The sequence below is a fragment of the Granulicella sp. L60 genome (assembly GCF_009765825.1).
GTDB lineage: Bacteria > Acidobacteriota > Terriglobia > Terriglobales > Acidobacteriaceae > Edaphobacter.
The window spans coordinates 1,558,585-1,572,997 of sequence record NZ_LMUR01000018.1 but is presented as its reverse complement, the minus strand read 5'-3'; the positions used below and the strand labels follow the sequence as shown (position 1 = coordinate 1,572,997).

At 56.1% G+C, this 14,413-nt stretch carries 12 protein-coding genes; 3 read left to right on the top strand and 9 right to left on the bottom strand.

From position 1 onward, the window contains the following. Window positions 1-71: 71 nt before the first annotated feature. Entirely contained in the window at window positions 72-1,202 is a 1,131-nt protein-coding gene (locus tag GSQ82_RS16860; protein WP_158793340.1) for a DUF481 domain-containing protein, read from the top strand. 55 nt (window positions 1,203-1,257) lie between these two features. Here the strand turns inward: GSQ82_RS16860 and GSQ82_RS16855 are convergent, their stop codons facing one another. The 5 genes from GSQ82_RS16855 to GSQ82_RS16835 all read right to left on the bottom strand — a co-directional run bounded on the left by GSQ82_RS16855 (window position 1,258) and on the right by GSQ82_RS16835 (window position 8,235). Then, complete coding sequence (locus GSQ82_RS16855; RefSeq protein ID WP_158793339.1) at window positions 1,258-4,404, bottom strand: efflux RND transporter permease subunit; 3,147 nt, start codon at window positions 4,402-4,404, stop codon at window positions 1,258-1,260. A gap of 39 nt (window positions 4,405-4,443) precedes the next feature. Then, the gene (locus GSQ82_RS16850; RefSeq protein ID WP_254061698.1) at window positions 4,444-5,574 is read right to left on the bottom strand and encodes an efflux RND transporter periplasmic adaptor subunit; all 1,131 of its coding nucleotides are present in this window, start codon (window positions 5,572-5,574) and stop codon (window positions 4,444-4,446) included. A 100-nt stretch (window positions 5,575-5,674) separates the two neighbouring features. Further along, window positions 5,675-6,946, bottom strand: a complete 1,272-nt coding sequence (locus GSQ82_RS16845) for a TolC family protein (RefSeq protein WP_254061697.1) — start codon at window positions 6,944-6,946, stop codon at window positions 5,675-5,677. 59 nt (window positions 6,947-7,005) lie between these two features. Further along, complete coding sequence (locus GSQ82_RS16840) at window positions 7,006-7,359, bottom strand: DUF190 domain-containing protein (RefSeq protein WP_158793337.1); 354 nt, start codon at window positions 7,357-7,359, stop codon at window positions 7,006-7,008. Between the two features lie 90 nt (window positions 7,360-7,449). Then, window positions 7,450-8,235: a hypothetical protein gene (locus GSQ82_RS16835; RefSeq protein WP_158793336.1), complete on the bottom strand. Its 786-nt coding sequence runs from the start codon at window positions 8,233-8,235 to the stop codon at window positions 7,450-7,452. Between the two features lie 143 nt (window positions 8,236-8,378). On the opposite strand from GSQ82_RS16835, the gene GSQ82_RS16830 reads away from it, so the two are divergent. Both GSQ82_RS16830 and GSQ82_RS16825 read left to right on the top strand, forming a co-directional pair. Continuing rightward, window positions 8,379-9,086, top strand: coding sequence for a response regulator transcription factor (locus GSQ82_RS16830; RefSeq protein ID WP_254061696.1), 708 nt, complete (start codon window positions 8,379-8,381; stop codon window positions 9,084-9,086). Continuing rightward, window positions 9,083-10,504 carry an ATP-binding protein gene (locus GSQ82_RS16825; RefSeq protein ID WP_158793334.1) on the top strand — a complete coding sequence of 474 codons (1,422 nt, stop codon included), beginning with the start codon at window positions 9,083-9,085 and terminating at the stop codon, window positions 10,502-10,504. Before GSQ82_RS16830 ends, GSQ82_RS16825 begins: the two co-directional genes overlap by 4 nt. A 214-nt stretch (window positions 10,505-10,718) precedes the next feature. Here the strand turns inward: GSQ82_RS16825 and GSQ82_RS16820 are convergent, their stop codons facing one another. From GSQ82_RS16820 to GSQ82_RS16805, 4 genes are all read right to left on the bottom strand, one after another. Continuing rightward, window positions 10,719-11,213: an MgtC/SapB family protein gene (locus GSQ82_RS16820; protein WP_158793333.1), complete on the bottom strand. Its 495-nt coding sequence runs from the start codon at window positions 11,211-11,213 to the stop codon at window positions 10,719-10,721. 143 nt (window positions 11,214-11,356) lie between these two features. Then, window positions 11,357-12,124, bottom strand: coding sequence for a phosphatase PAP2 family protein (locus GSQ82_RS16815; RefSeq protein ID WP_158793332.1), 768 nt, complete (start codon window positions 12,122-12,124; stop codon window positions 11,357-11,359). Between the two features lie 159 nt (window positions 12,125-12,283). Next, window positions 12,284-13,708 (bottom strand): HAMP domain-containing sensor histidine kinase, encoded by a 1,425-nt coding sequence (locus GSQ82_RS16810; protein WP_158793331.1) that lies wholly within the window; start codon window positions 13,706-13,708, stop codon window positions 12,284-12,286. Window positions 13,709-13,712: 4 nt separating this feature from the next. Beyond that, window positions 13,713-14,390 carry a response regulator transcription factor gene (locus GSQ82_RS16805; RefSeq protein WP_158793330.1) on the bottom strand — a complete coding sequence of 226 codons (678 nt, stop codon included), beginning with the start codon at window positions 14,388-14,390 and terminating at the stop codon, window positions 13,713-13,715. Window positions 14,391-14,413 lie beyond the last annotated feature (23 nt).

Genomic DNA, 14,413 nt, shown 5'->3' with positions numbered 1-14,413 from the left:
AGTTTTTGCATGGTGTTTTTTGGGCCTTATGGACATTGGTTTGGCTGGTCCTAGCGGTTGGGGGCGTTTCAGTGTGGGCGCAAACAGCCAAAGTCGATCAAGCAGCCAAGAGCGATAAGGACAGGATTACGCTCGGCAACGGCGATACGCTGACGGGCAAGGTCGGCAAGGTGGTGTACGGGAACGTGAGCTTTCACAGCGACGAGCTGGGAGACCTGACGATTCCGCTGATCAAGATCGAGGAGATGCATACTGCGACGGAGTTCGCGGCGGGGGCTAAGACGGAACGGCTCACGAAGAAGAACGTTGCGGAACAGGTGCCGGTGGGAAAGATCGCGCTTGAGAACGAGACGCTGAGCGTGATGCTGACGCAGGGCGCGGTGCGGGAGTTTCCCGTGAAGGACCTGAACTTTATGCTGGATGAGCAGGCCTACCGGCGGGACCTGCATAACCAGTCGGACTTTTTGTATGGGTGGTATGGCACGGCTACGCTGGGTGCAACGGTGGTGACTTCGACCAACAGTGCGCAGACGTATACGGGTACGGTGGGATTGGTGCGGGCGATCCCGACGATCGCCGGGCTGCCGGCGGGGAGCAAGACGATTCTGAATCTGAGCGCAAGCTACGGGCTGGCGAAAGATCCGGAGATTGTCTCCGGCAGCGACGTATTTCAAACGGCGTCGGTGACGAAGACGGACATTCTGCACGGCGATCTGGAGTACGACAAGTTCTTTACGCCGATGGTGTTCGGGCTGGTGAGCGGGAGCGCGGATCATAACTTCGGCAACGGCCTGCAGCTGCAGCAGGCCTATGGCGCGGGAGTCGGCTGGGCGATCCTGCGAAGCCCGCAGAACGATCTGGCGGTGCGGGCCAGCCTGCAGTATGAACAGCAGCAGTTTTATAACGGCATTACGAGCGGGTTGGGGACGCCGACGGAGAACCTGGTGAGCGCTTCGATTGGGGAGACGTGGAGCAGGACATTTCCACACAGCATCAAGTTCAACGAGTATGTGACCCTGAATCCGACGTTCAATGTGGTGAGGGCTTACTCGGGCGTGGCTGGGGCGGGATTCCTCTTTCCGGTTTATAAGAATTTGAACTTTTCGGTGACGACGACGGACAACTATCTTGGAGATCCGCCGGAGGGATTTCTGCGCAATACATTTCAGTTCACGACAGGAGTTACTTACACGTTGAAATGATTTGAGGAGAAGCTCGCTGGAGGTCGCTTCGCATTCCGCGAAGACGGCCAACTGTTCAAGCTTTGTGACGATAGGCCAGAAGGAATCCGGCAGGGACGAGAAAGATCGTAAGCAGGACGGAGAGAGCAAGGCCGCCAATGATGGCTTGTGCCAGTGGCGCATAGGCTTCGCTTCCCTCTCCGAGTTTCAGGGCCATTGGCAGCAGGCCGATTACTGTTGCAAGGGATGTCATGAGGATTGGGCGCAGACGGACGCGGCAGGAGGCGACGATGGCTGTGTGTGCGGACAGGCCTTCCTTGATGAGGTGATGAGCGAACTCGACGATGAGGATGCTGTTCGAGAGGGCGATGCCTGCGAGCATGACTACGCCCATCAGCGACATGACGTTGAGCGTGGTTCCCCAGCATAGAAGGGCTATCAGGACGCCGGTTATGGCTGGAGGAAGTGCGAGCAGGATGATGAAGGGGTCGATGAAGGATCGGAACTGTGCGACGAGGATAAGGTAGAGCAAGACGACCGAGAGGATGAGGCCGATGGCGAAGCTGTGGAAGGATGCGTTCATCGATTCGACGCTGCCCATCAGCTTGACCTCGATGCCGTGAGGGGTTTGGGTTGAGTTGAGAATGCTGTGGATACTGGTTGCGATGCGGCCGAGATCTTCCTGCTGGGGGCGAACGTAGATGTCGACGTATCGGCGAATCTGAGTGTGGTCGAGTTCCGTGGGGGCGTTGAATTGCTTGATGGACGCGACCATGTCGAGACGGGTGGACTGTGGGACGTTTTTTCCGTGCAACGGAATTGCCTTGAGGTCTTCAAGCGTTTTGACCTGGCCTTCTTTGTACATGACGGTGAGGAAGTAGTTGTTGCCGCTGTTGGGGTCGATCCAGATACTTGGGGCGATCATGACGTTGGAGGTGAGTGCGGTGATGACGTTGGAGACGACCTCCTTTTCTGTCATGCCGAGTTCGCTTGCGCGGGTGCGATCGATTGTGAGCTGGAGCGAGGGATAGTCGATGTCCTGAGGGATGTAGACGTCGGCGACTCCGTGGATGCCACGGATGCGTGTTGCGATATTTTGAGCGAGATTGTAGTCGCCCGTCATATCTGTTCCTGTGACACGAACGTCGATGGGTACAGGGGAGCCCATGTTTAGGACGGCGTCGACGAGGCTTCCTGTAGAGAAGAAAGCCTGCAGCTCGGGCATGTCCGTCGCCATCTTCCGTTTTACCTGGTCGATGTAGGAGAAGCTGTCGGTTGTGTGATCCGGTTGAAGAGCTACCTGCATAAAGCCCGTATGCATCGCGGAGTTAGGGGAGTATAAAGCGGAGAAGCCCGGGTCGAGGCCGATGTTAGAGACAATCATGCCCATATCGTGCTTTGAGACGATGCCGCGAATCATGGTCTCCAGCTTTGCTGTCTCTTCGTTTGTTGCTTCGAGCCTGGTTCCGGAGGGAGCTTTGAAGTTGATTACGAATTGGCCTGGATCGGTTCTTGGAAAGAAGGAGAGGCCGAGTAGAGGAAACAGCGCGAGACTAAGGAGGAAGCCGATACCGATGAGAGCCAGTGTCGCTCGTGGCCATAGGAGAACTCGCTCTACGAACTGGTTGTAGCGACGGAGCATCGCTTCAAAAGCGGTGTTGAACTTCGCGTTAAACCGTTCTCCGAATCTCGGTTGCCTGGAGGGGGTTGGTGATTCTTCTTCGGTGGTTGGAGTGTCAGACGTGTCCCCGTGTGGGCTCTTGATGAATCGTGCGCAGAACAATGGGACCACGGTGAGAGCGACAAAGTATGACGCAAAGAGTGAGGTGACAACAGCAAGAGCTAAAGCCGAAAACAGGAATTTGCTGACACCGTAGAGAAGCGTGACGGGGAAGAAGACGACTACTGTGGTGAGCGTGCCGGCAAGTACGGGCAGCGCGACTTCTCTTCCGCCCTTTTCCGCCGCGACGGTGGGAGACTCGCCTCCTTCAAGATGGCGAAAGATATTTTCGAGCACGACGACGGAGTTGTCGATCAATCGAGAGAGCGCGAGCGCGAGGCCACCCAGGACCATGCTGTTGATCGAGCTGCCGGCGAGGTGCAGCACGAAGAAAGTTGTGAGGACGGAGAGTGGGATGGAGAAGAATACGGCAAGAGTGGCTCGCATGCTTCCGAGAAAGACGAGGATCATGAGGCAGGTGAGGAAGAGGCCGATACCGCCTTCGTGAATCAGGGTCTCGATGGCGGTTTTTACGAAGCGTGACTGGTCGAAGACGACTTTTGTTTCTAGTGTTGGAGGTACGTCGTAGAGCTTCTTCAACGTCTCTTTCACACCGTTGACGATGGCGATGGTATTGGAGTCGCCGCCCTGCTTGAAGACCGGGACATATACCGCGCGATCTCCGTCGACGCGGACTATGTTGTATTGGAGGCCAAAGGCATCTTTTGGCACGGCCACGTCTCCGACGCGTACCGGGGATTGGCCCTCCATCTTCAGAGGCACCTGGGCTATGTCGTCGGGCCCCTTGAGCATGGAGTTCGTATAGATGTTGTAGTCCAGACGACCGATCTGCACGTCGCCCGCGGGAAGGATGACGTTCGCTTCGTTGACTGAGCGAACGACGTCCATTGGGCTGAGCTGATTTGCTTCGAGCTTAAAGGGATCGGTGTAGAGCATGATCTGGCGCCAGCGGCCACCGAAGGGTTGGGGAACGGATGCGCCGGGCACGCCGGCCAGTTGATTGCGAACGAAGTTCTGCCCAACATCTTTGAGCGTGCTCTCATCGAGGCCTGTTCCGCGGAGTGTTACGAGCGCAACCGGAAGGCTCGATACATCTTGCTTGAGGACGATAGGGGGGTAGGTTCCAGGAGGCATGTCGCGCATGTCGCTCATGGCGAGGGTGGAGATCGATGCGGCCGCGGCGTCGGGATTTGTTCCAGCGCGGAAGTAAACTTTGATGAGGCTGGCGCCTGGCAGCGATCGAGATTCCATGTGGTCGATGCCGCTTGCGAGAGTGAATTGGCGTTCAAGGTGATAGGTGATGTTGGTTTCAATCTGCTGCGGCGGCATGCCGGAGTAGAACGTTGCCACCGCGACTACGGGAAGATCGACCGGTGGAAACATGTCCACGGGCATATCTGCTGTACTCACTGCACCGAGGATCATTACAAAGAAACAAAGGACCAGAATCAGATAGGGGTTGCGTATGGCAAATCCCGACATAGTGAATGAGTTCCTTAATTTGAGAGAGAATTTTGAGGATCAGCTTGGGTTGTCGTTAGCTTCGTACGAGGCTGGACGCGGGACAACGCCTTCGTCCTCTGACAGACCACTGTGCCGGCCAACGACGACTTGGTCGCCAGCATGCAGGCCGGAAATAATTTCGACGCGAGCGGGAGTCTGCAATCCTACTGTTACCGGGACTAGATGGAGACGGCCTTCGCGAACCAGGTAGACGTGCTGCACGGTTGTGCCAAGTCCTTCGACTGCGTCGACGGGAATGCTCAACACGTTCGAATGGGTGGCAAGATGAAGATGGACCTCGGCATACATTCCGGGGACGAGGGAACCGTCGGTGTTAGGGACATCGACTTCGGTGTCCATGGTGCGAGTGGATGTCTCCAGCGAGTCTGCGGATCGCGTGATCTTTCCAGCAAAAGTTCGGTTGAGTGTGGTGACATTCACTTCGACAGAATTTCCGTTGTGGATGTCGGCGACGGCGCTGACAGGCACAGGGAGAGTAAGCCGCAGCAAGTTGTTTTGCGCCAGGCGGACGACGGGCATCGCCTGCGTCTGAGAAGAGATACCTGCCTGAATCATTGAACCTGTGTTCGCGTATCGCTTCGTGATGACGCCGGTAAACGGTGCCCGGATGGTTGCGTACTGAAGCATGGTGACGGTTCGCTGACGCTCCGACTCTGCTTCGGTCAGCATCTCCTGGGCGCTGCGCAGTGCGGATTGCGCGCTTGCAAGTTGTGCTGCGGCTTCGAGGTCGTGCGCCTGGGCAACATCGACCTCCTGTTTTGGAACTAAACCCGGTTGATTTACAGAGACATCCTGTATGCGTTGAAAAGAGAGATGCGCGATATTTGCTCCGGCCTCCGCACGAGTGACTGCGGCGCGAGCGGTGGTGATATTGGCCTGGGCTGCTGCAACTCCCGCTGAGGCTTTGGCCATTTCATTTTGTAGCTCAGGAACCTCGAGGGTAGCCAAGAGATCGCCTTCACGGACGTGATCGCCGATGTCGACACGTATGTTTTTCACATAGCCCGCGACCTTTGCCATTACGTCGACATCCTGATATGGCGTGAACTCGGCGGTGAGGACGAGCTCGTTGGTGAGGTTCGCAGGTCGGGCGGTTGCCGTCGGCACTGTGGGTTGTTCTGCGGCCACGGTCGTGGTCTGGTGGCACGCTATCAGGGAGCCTGACAGTCCTGCTGCAGTAAGTGTTAACAATGTGGCTCGTAAGGAGACTGGCACGGCAGTAAGTCCTCTAATTCAAAAGTCCGGCGGCGAAGTCCAGCTCCGCGCGACGGGTAAGGTAGGTGTAGTTCGCTCCAGCAGCGTTGATCTCTGCAGAGGTTTCGCTTAGCTGCGCTTCATTGAGTTCCACGATGCTGCCGAGACCGGCCTGGTATCTGGCCTGTGCCAGTCGCAGCGACTCTTTGCTTTGTGCAACCAGACGCGCGGAGACATCGAGGCTGCGATACGCCTCCATTGCCTGAAACCACTCGTTTTGAACCTGTTCGTTAACTTCCAGTTTTACTTCCTCCACGTCGTGCGTACGTGCAGCGGACTCTAATTCGGCTTCGTTGCGTCGTGCGGCGAAGAGACCACCGTTGAAGACAGGAATGCTTAGGTTGAATCCAGCCGCGGCGTAGTTTCCCTGCAACGTGCGATCGTGGAACGGGATCTGTCCGGCAGCGCCGAGAGCGTTCAGCGTGGGATAGCTGAGTCGCCGCTCTGAGTCGGCGAAGTGCGACGCGGCGTGCTGTTGGGCGATGGACGCGTTTAGATCCGCACGTTGCGATTCGGCCTGGATCAAAAACGAAGATGGATCCGGAGGGAGTTGGGGCGGGAGTTGCTCTTCGACGAGAGCCGCGGTGACGGGCTGCAGCTGACCCATCGCACTGGCGAGATGAGCGCGTTGTTGCTGCACGGAGCTCTCGGCACGAACTACTGCAAGCTCTGCTTCACTCTCAAGAACGTTTGCGAAACTAACGTCGAGGGTTGAGCGGAGCTGACTTTGAGCAAGTGCGCTAATCTGGCGGACGATCAACTGACGATTTCCCTGAGCCTCCTGTGCGGCGTGCAAGACGGCCTCTGCTCCCACGACCTGAAAGAAGGCGCTGCGAACATTCAGACGAATCTGAGCAGCTGTCAACGTCGTCATGTCTCTCTGGGCATCAGCGAGAGAACGCTCTGCTCCGACTAGAGCGCTGGTTCTTCCGAAGTCGGTCACTAGCTGAACAAGATTTCCACCGTAGGCAAACCTATCGGAGATCGAAGAGGTTGTGAGCGCCCCTGCGGCGGTGGCTGTGCCTGTATCCGCGACTGCGACTCCGGTTGCATTGAAGGCGATGGTAGGAAAGAGTCCGGAGCGTGCCTCGCGGACTCTTTGTGCCGCTGCACGTGCGCGGAGCTGTGCTGCCAGTAGGCGAGGCTGATTCTCGATTGCGATTGATTCGGCCTGAACGAGGGTTAGCGTTGTGGCGGCAGGCGCCACAGAGTTCGACGCAGTCTGTAAACTTTGTCCGTAAGACAACGCTACTCCGATCGTAGACAGCAAAATAGTCGACAAAAGTGCACTCTGCGTTCTCCCCATCAAGACAGAACCTTTTCGGCTGTAGTGATGTCCTTTAGAACTTCGGTCGGATGAGCCTCGACCAGACCGTCGGTCACCATGGTTAGGAGTTCAGGTAGAACGGCCTGCACCTTCGCGGCTTCGTCAACGAAATAAATAAGTACGGAGAGATGCTCTCCTGCAACAGAGCTGGCATCTCTGCTGTGTAACCGATGGTGGGCTCCAAAGCCGGCGTGAGCGCGCAGTGCGGTTGCTCCGTCGATGCCTCGGTCCTGTAGGAACTGAAGGATGTCATCGTAAAGAAAGCCTCGCGCTGAGCCGGTGTCCTGGTTCAGATGCACGGTGACCTTCATTGCGGGACCTGCTCTAAGCATTACGAATCTCCGTGTTGTCAGAATTTGAAGTTGACTGTGCAAGGGAGGAGCTGCCTGAACCGGGCAGACTCCATCCCTGCCAGTTGGCAGTTACTCTGAAACGAGGCCGGTTGCTCCCGGAAGAACTTCAAGCAATGCCGTGCTGTGCGCCCAGACCTTCGGCGATCGGCGGCGGGAGGCAATCGTAAGGGTTGAATGCTCACCGCTTTTTCCAGTCCCTATCAGCGAACTGTCGGCGAACCCGTATAATCCGCATGCTGAAGCAGAGAACAATCCCATCGACTCCTCGGTATCGCTCGCATCACAGCTGTCGGGGCTGTTGCCGGATGCTGAGATCAAGTGCGCGTAGATGCCCCCGTGCCTTTGATATCCGACGATGTCTCCATCCTGTGACATCACACCATCTTGTGACGGGGTTACCAGGTCTCCGCCAATCTGGGTCACCGTGCCGAGAGAATCTTCGTCGGTCGCCTTCGGCCTTCTTGCTGCCCATGCGGTCAGCGGATCTGCGAGCGCCCGGACATATACGTTCAATGGCAGGCTCTTCCCCTGAGCATCGATGGAATCAAAGTGAATTGCAAGTACGCCCTGCCGCTGCTTGGCGTATGGCGTCGGATCAAAGACGAACGCGTCCGAGGCAGTTACATGCCCAGAGATTCTGGAGCCTGCAGGTAGAGCCTGCCCATTGGAGAGATGAACTGGCTGAGTGGTCTTGGCAGAGATCACATCGCCAACATGAACATGTTTTGAATCGATGCTGTGATCAAAGCTAATTGGCAGGGTTGTTCTGGGCGACAATAGAGTTGTCGTTGGGGCCTGCGCTACAGCGAGTTGGGCTGAAAACGCGACGATTGCTGCAAACAGAATAGGTTTCATCTTCACTCCGCATGCCGGTGATACCGGTGACAGACCGAGTGGACCATGGAAGCCCCTTACGCCTGACTTACATTTTCCTTACATCGCACCCAACTCTCTTGCCCGAACGACAATCGTAAGAAATCATCAATATGGAGAGTGCTGTGCAAGAAAAACCTAAACTCGGCCGAATCCTTATCGTCGAAGACGATCGGAAGATGGCGGACGCCCTTGTCTCAGGGCTAGAGCGGGGAGGTTACGAGACCATTCTTGCCCGAACTGGCGAGGATGCGTTTTTTCTTGTGCACAGCAAGCAACCTGATCTCGTTGTGCTTGACCTCACATTGCCGCAGCGAGGTGGTATAGAGATCCTTGCGCAGATTCGTGCTCACTCTCTTACGCTTCGCGTGCTGATCTTGACTTCTCATAATTCGGTCGATGATCGCGTTGCGGGTTTGAATGCGGGGGCCGATGATTATCTGGGAAAGCCTTTTTCTTTTCCGGAGCTACTGGCGCGTATTACATCGCTGTTGCGTCGGACCAGCGTCCCCGAACACTCCTCGTCGCTGAAGTTGGCAGACTTAGCCGTCGACTCGCAGACAAGGACCGTTAGCCGGTCGGGGAATATTATTGACGTCACGACTCGGGAGTACGATCTTCTGCTTTATCTGCTCAACCATCGCAACAACGCAGTGTCGCGGGAGATGCTTGCTAAAGATGTCTGGAAGGAAGTGTCGCGGTTCACTCCCATCGACAACGTCATCGATGTGCAGATGACACGCCTTCGCAGAAAGATCGATGATCCTTTTCCCGTCAAACTGCTGCATACGATTCGCGGCGTAGGATTTATTCTTCGGGAGCCGGAACAGTGAAATTCATTCGTCCCGCAAATATTCGAACAAGGATTGCGATATGGTTCGTAGCGATTCTCGCGAGCATACTTGTCGTGTACATCGCAGCGGTGTTTGTCTTCCAGTATGTCCTGCTCGAGAGGCAGATCTTTCACGACGAGATCCAGGATGTTGAGACGGTTGAGGGACTGCTGTACTTCGATTCCCACGACGTACTGCATCTACAGGAGAGCTACCACTCGCATCCGCAGTCGCGCTTGCTTGAGGATCGCCTTATGGAGGTTCGCGACCTCTCCGGCAAGATCTTGTATCGCAGCGAGACCTTGAAGGGCGAGCTTCTTGGAGGCACGTCATCTGCTGATGAAGGTGTTCACTCCTACAACGAACGATCGACCAAACTTAGCGATGGGACCCGCGTTCTTCTTATAAGCCATCTCCATCCGGTACAAGACAGGGTTGTCTTAATCAGGCTTGGTTACAGCATCGCACCGCTACAGGACCGCATGCTGCATTTCTTTCTACTTCTTCTATTAGCCACTCCAATTGGGCTGATCATGGCTGGTTTTGCGGGTTATCGAATCGCCAGAAAGGCGTTGCTGCCGCTTGATCTGATGGCTGCACGGGCAGAGTTAATTACCGCAAATAATCTGAATGATCGAATTATTGTTGAACATCCGCACGATGAGTTGGGCCACATGGCGAAGGTGCTCAATCATCTGCTGGAGCGTCTGGAACAGGCTTTTGTTCAACTTCAGCGATTTACTGCCGATGCGGCCCACGAGCTTCGCACTCCCCTCGCTTCGCTGCGTACTACAGGCGAAGTTACGTTACAGGAGGGCCGCACGGAGTCCGGCTATCGGGAGGCGATCGGCAGCATGCTTGAAGAGACAACTCGTCTCAATCAGACGATCGATGGTCTTCTTTTGCTGGCGAGGGCGGAGACGACGCGGTCCGGTGGTGAGGACACGTTATTTTCTTTGATTGAGTTGGTGGACGAGATCCTTGTTCTTTTAGATGTACTGCTCGAGGAGCGCCACATTACGGTGCTGCAGGAGCATGATGACGGTGGGTCAAATATGCTCTTTGCAGACCGCAGTCTCATTCGTGTTGCTCTGCTTAATGTTCTGCATAATGCGGTAAAGTTTTCGCCAGATCGGTCGGCTCTCCGCATCGTCATCTCACGCTATCAGCTGGCTGGCCGCGTGTTTCAAAGGGTTTGCGTACACGATGGCGGACCCGGAATATCTGCTGGGGAAGTTACTCGGGTTTTTGAACGTTTCTTCACGAGCAACTCGCCTGGCACCTCCAAATACAGCGGGTCTGGGCTAGGGCTTTCGATTGCTAAGTTGATCGTCGACCGGAGTGGTGGGCAGATCTTCTTCGATACGACGGTTGAGCATGGGGCGAAGTGCTGTGTCGATCTTCCGGTTCGTGAGTGAGTTTTGGCGCATTTTTTTGGTGGGTAGGTTTGTGGCGTTTTGCTGGGTTTTTTTGGGAAAAGTGGGTGTTTTAACGTGGTGGCTTGCTGGTGAGTTATGGTAGTTAGCGTGGTGGATGTGGTGATTTCGCGGTCGCTATTTTGGGGTGGGAAAATGTGACAGGTTTTTGGGATTTATTTTTGGGGCTTCCCGATTCGGGATGGTGGGTTGTGGGCTAGTCGTGCTTTGCGTCGTCGGACTGTTCGGTTGGGAGGGGTGAGCCGGGGAGGAGGCGCAGAAGGAACGGGAAGAGGAAGGCTACGACGAAGTAGGCAAGGGTGACGGCGAGTGCGAGGAGGGGGAGTCCGGCTCCGCATGCCATGCCGACGGCGGTGACGAGCCAGATGGTGGCTGCGGTGGTGAGTCCGTTGACTCGGTCTTCGCGGACGAAGATGAGACCGGCTCCGATGAAGCCGATGCCGGTGACGATCTGGGCGGCGACGCGGGAGGGATCGAGGATGACTCGTCCGTCGAGAAGAACGTCCGAGAAGCCGTACTTCGAGATGAGCAGGAAGAGAGCGGCTGTGGTTCCGACGACGGTGTAGGTTCGGAGTCCGGCGCTCTTGTGGCGAGCTTCGCGCTCCAGGCCGATTGCTGCAGAGAGCAGGAAGGCGGCGCCGAGTTCCATGAACTGCTTGATTCCCTGCCCCTCTGTGCTGAAGTTCACCATGATGGCATTCTAGTCAAACGGTGGGAGCGATGCTGTTGCTGCTCGTTGCGGATGCTTTTGCCGGGTAACCTCCGGTTTGCGACGAAGGAAGCCCTGCCTGGACGGTGTGCGTTCGCAGAGCAACTATGAGTTGCCTGATGTAGCTATGAAGGTGGGGTGAGGACCGGAAGACCGAGCCTGGAACGGGTCTCTTCGCGTGCGGCTGCGAGGTCCTTTTGAAACTGCGGGTTTGCCAACATGTAACCAAACATTAGATAGGCAATGTTGCGTCCGGCTTCAATGTCGCTGGGATAGTGAACTCCACAGACGATGCGATTGTGGGCGTAGTCATCCACCCTGCTCATAATCTGGGCCTGCTTCTCCGGGATTATCTGTATGAGAGTGAGGGCCAAAAGATAGCCGGAGACAGTGTGTCCGCTCGGATAGGAGTTGGGCTCTTTGCTGAGAGCGCAGACAGGCTTGAGAGAGTTGTCGAATTGAAAGGGCCGCTGGCGAGCGAAAGAAGTCTTAAGCGGTTTGGTGATGATGCCTTCGTCGCTATGAATATGGTGCGAGAGAGCGGCGGTAACGGGCAGCTTTTCTGCGGTGAAGTTCGATCCGAACAGGTTCCGGAAGATGAAGATGTCCTGCTCTTGATCGTCAGCTTGCGCGGCAGCTACTTGCTGGGGCGTACGCGTTTGTTCGGCGTGGTGGACGTCAGCAAGCTCGGCCCTGCTCATGGCTGAATCGGAGGCCGGCGGGAGGGGCAAGATGGCCGCGACATTCAGGGTGGCTGGATCCATGTAGTAGGCGAGGTGTTTGGGGGTTTTGTCGGATTGAGCTGAGGCAGCATCCGATTGGGCCTCCTGTGCTCCTAGATTTGAAGATAAAAGAAGAAGAAGCAATGACCCCGCAAAGCATTTATGTCTCATAGTGGAACTGAGCTTAAGGTCGAATAATGAACAGGGGGCTTCTGGCCTGTTGCTGGACGATGAATATCGGCACCGCGGGCGCCCGGTCGTCATTTTTTTGTTGATATTAAGGTTTACTTAAGGTCCATTTCAGCAACCTTAGATTTTCTTTCCAGCGGCTCATCGCGACGCATGAACCGTTGTTGCGAGGTGGATCTCCGATGTTGCCGGAAAGCGGATTCGAAAGGCGGAGCCTCTGCCTGGGGCACTCTCCACGGTGAGATCGGCGCCATGAGCATCTGCGATCCACCTTCCGATGGATAGGCCAAGACCGCTGCCAGCCTGTGATTTTCTCTCTCGAAGATCGGCTTGATAGAAGCGTTCGAAGACATGCTGGCGTACGTCCTCGGACATGCCGACACCTGTATCACGCACGGTTACAATTGCATTGTCGCCTACGACGGTGACCTCTGCGCGTATCTCGCCATGTGCCGGGGTGTATCGGATTGCGTTGTCGAGGAGGATACCGAGAAGGCGCTGGAGGAGAAGTTCATCGCCCTGGATGTAAGCGGATTCGGCGGGCAGATGCCAGTCGAGCATGATGCCGCTGGACTCGGCGAGGTCTTCGACGCGTCGGCATCCGCTTACGAGAAGCTCGCAGAGATTGATCTCCCGGAAGGCTACCTCGTGAATGAAGTTATCGCTTTGGGCAAGAGCTAGAAGTGCGTCGAGCAAGGTTGAGGCGGTACGGCACTCAGTGACGATTTTGTCGAGGTCCTCCCGATACTCCTCCTCGGAGCGGCGCCTGTGAAGTGAGAGTTGCGCGGTTGCGAGGATGACGGTGATGGAGGTTCTAAGATCGTGGGAGGCGTCCGCGGAGAACTGGCTTAGGCGCGAGACGGCGGCGTCGAGTCTGGCAAGCAGCTGGTTCCAGGCGATGGCAAGCTGCTGTATCTCGTCCTTTGCCGGTGGGACCGGGAGCCTCTCCGACAAGTTGCCGATTCCTATTCCCAGGGCCGCGCGAGTCATGCGACCGACGGGCCTCAGAGCATGCCCACTGAGGAGATAGCCGCTGATGGACGACAGGATGAGCAGGCCGGGCAACAGGAGCAGAAGAGCGTCACGGTACTTCTTCAGGATGTCGACTTCCTCATCGAGAGAACCACCGATGTGAAGACGCACTGGCCGGCCATCGAGCAGAATGATATGACACATCATCATGGCCGGCTGTGGATCGAGGACGACGGAACGGAAGACTGGGTGAGCACAGTCTTCCGACTTCGGAAGAGGCCAGTTTCGGCCTATGCTTTTGGATGGGAAGATTGGGCTGCCATCGAGGTTGTGAATGTCGAAGAGGTTTCCCTCGTGGGTGACGAGTGCGTAGTTCTTAAGTTCATCTTCAAGGCTGAGCGGGGCGGCGCTTGCTTTATTTTCCTCGAGCAGGCTAATGAGGCGGTCTTCTCTGCCCTTGAGGTGGGTCTTCTTCGCTTGTAGCAGCGTGTATTGCAGCACACCGAAGCTCAGGAGTCCGAATAGGAGAAGGCCGGTAAAGGTGACCAGAAAGTAGAAGAACATCAACTTCGCACGGACAGAAAGGGCGTGCATGCAGTTAGTTCGCCTCGAACAGGTAACCTGCGCCGTGGATGGTTCGGATGAGTGGTCGGCCTTTATCGGACGAACTCTCGAGCTTTGCTCTCAGACCATGGATATAGACGTCGAGTGTGTTCTCTTTTACTTCGGAGGTATGTCCCCATCCGGCTTCGATGAGTTGCTCGCGGGAGGTGATTAGACCTCGGCGCTCCATCAGCAGATTCAGAAGTTCGAACTGCTTTCGCGTGAGGGGAATGTCTCTTCCGTGACGAGTTGCGAGACGGCGGCTCGGGTTGAGCGTGAGGTCGCCGACACTGACGATGACCGGCTCGGGCCTGGCGATTCTCCGTGCGATCGCGCTTACGCGTGCAAGCAAGATCTCGAGGATGAAAGGCTTTACAAGGTAGTCGTCAGCACCGAGATCAAACGCATGCAGGATCTTTGGGACGGCGTCCACCGCGGTGAGGACGAGCACAGGTGTCTTGCAGCGTTTTGTGCGGATTTGATGCAAGACTTGGAATCCGTCGATGCCGGGAAGCAGAATGTCCAAGAGAGCTGCGTCGAATTGCCCAGCGAGCAGCCGGTCAGCACCCTCCTGGCCTTCGTGAGCGAGGGTGACCTTATGGCCGTCTTCTCGCAGCGCACGTTCGACAAGGCTCGCAATCCGCTTATCATCTTCGATGACCAGTACGTTCATAGGCAACTATCTTTAAGGTACAG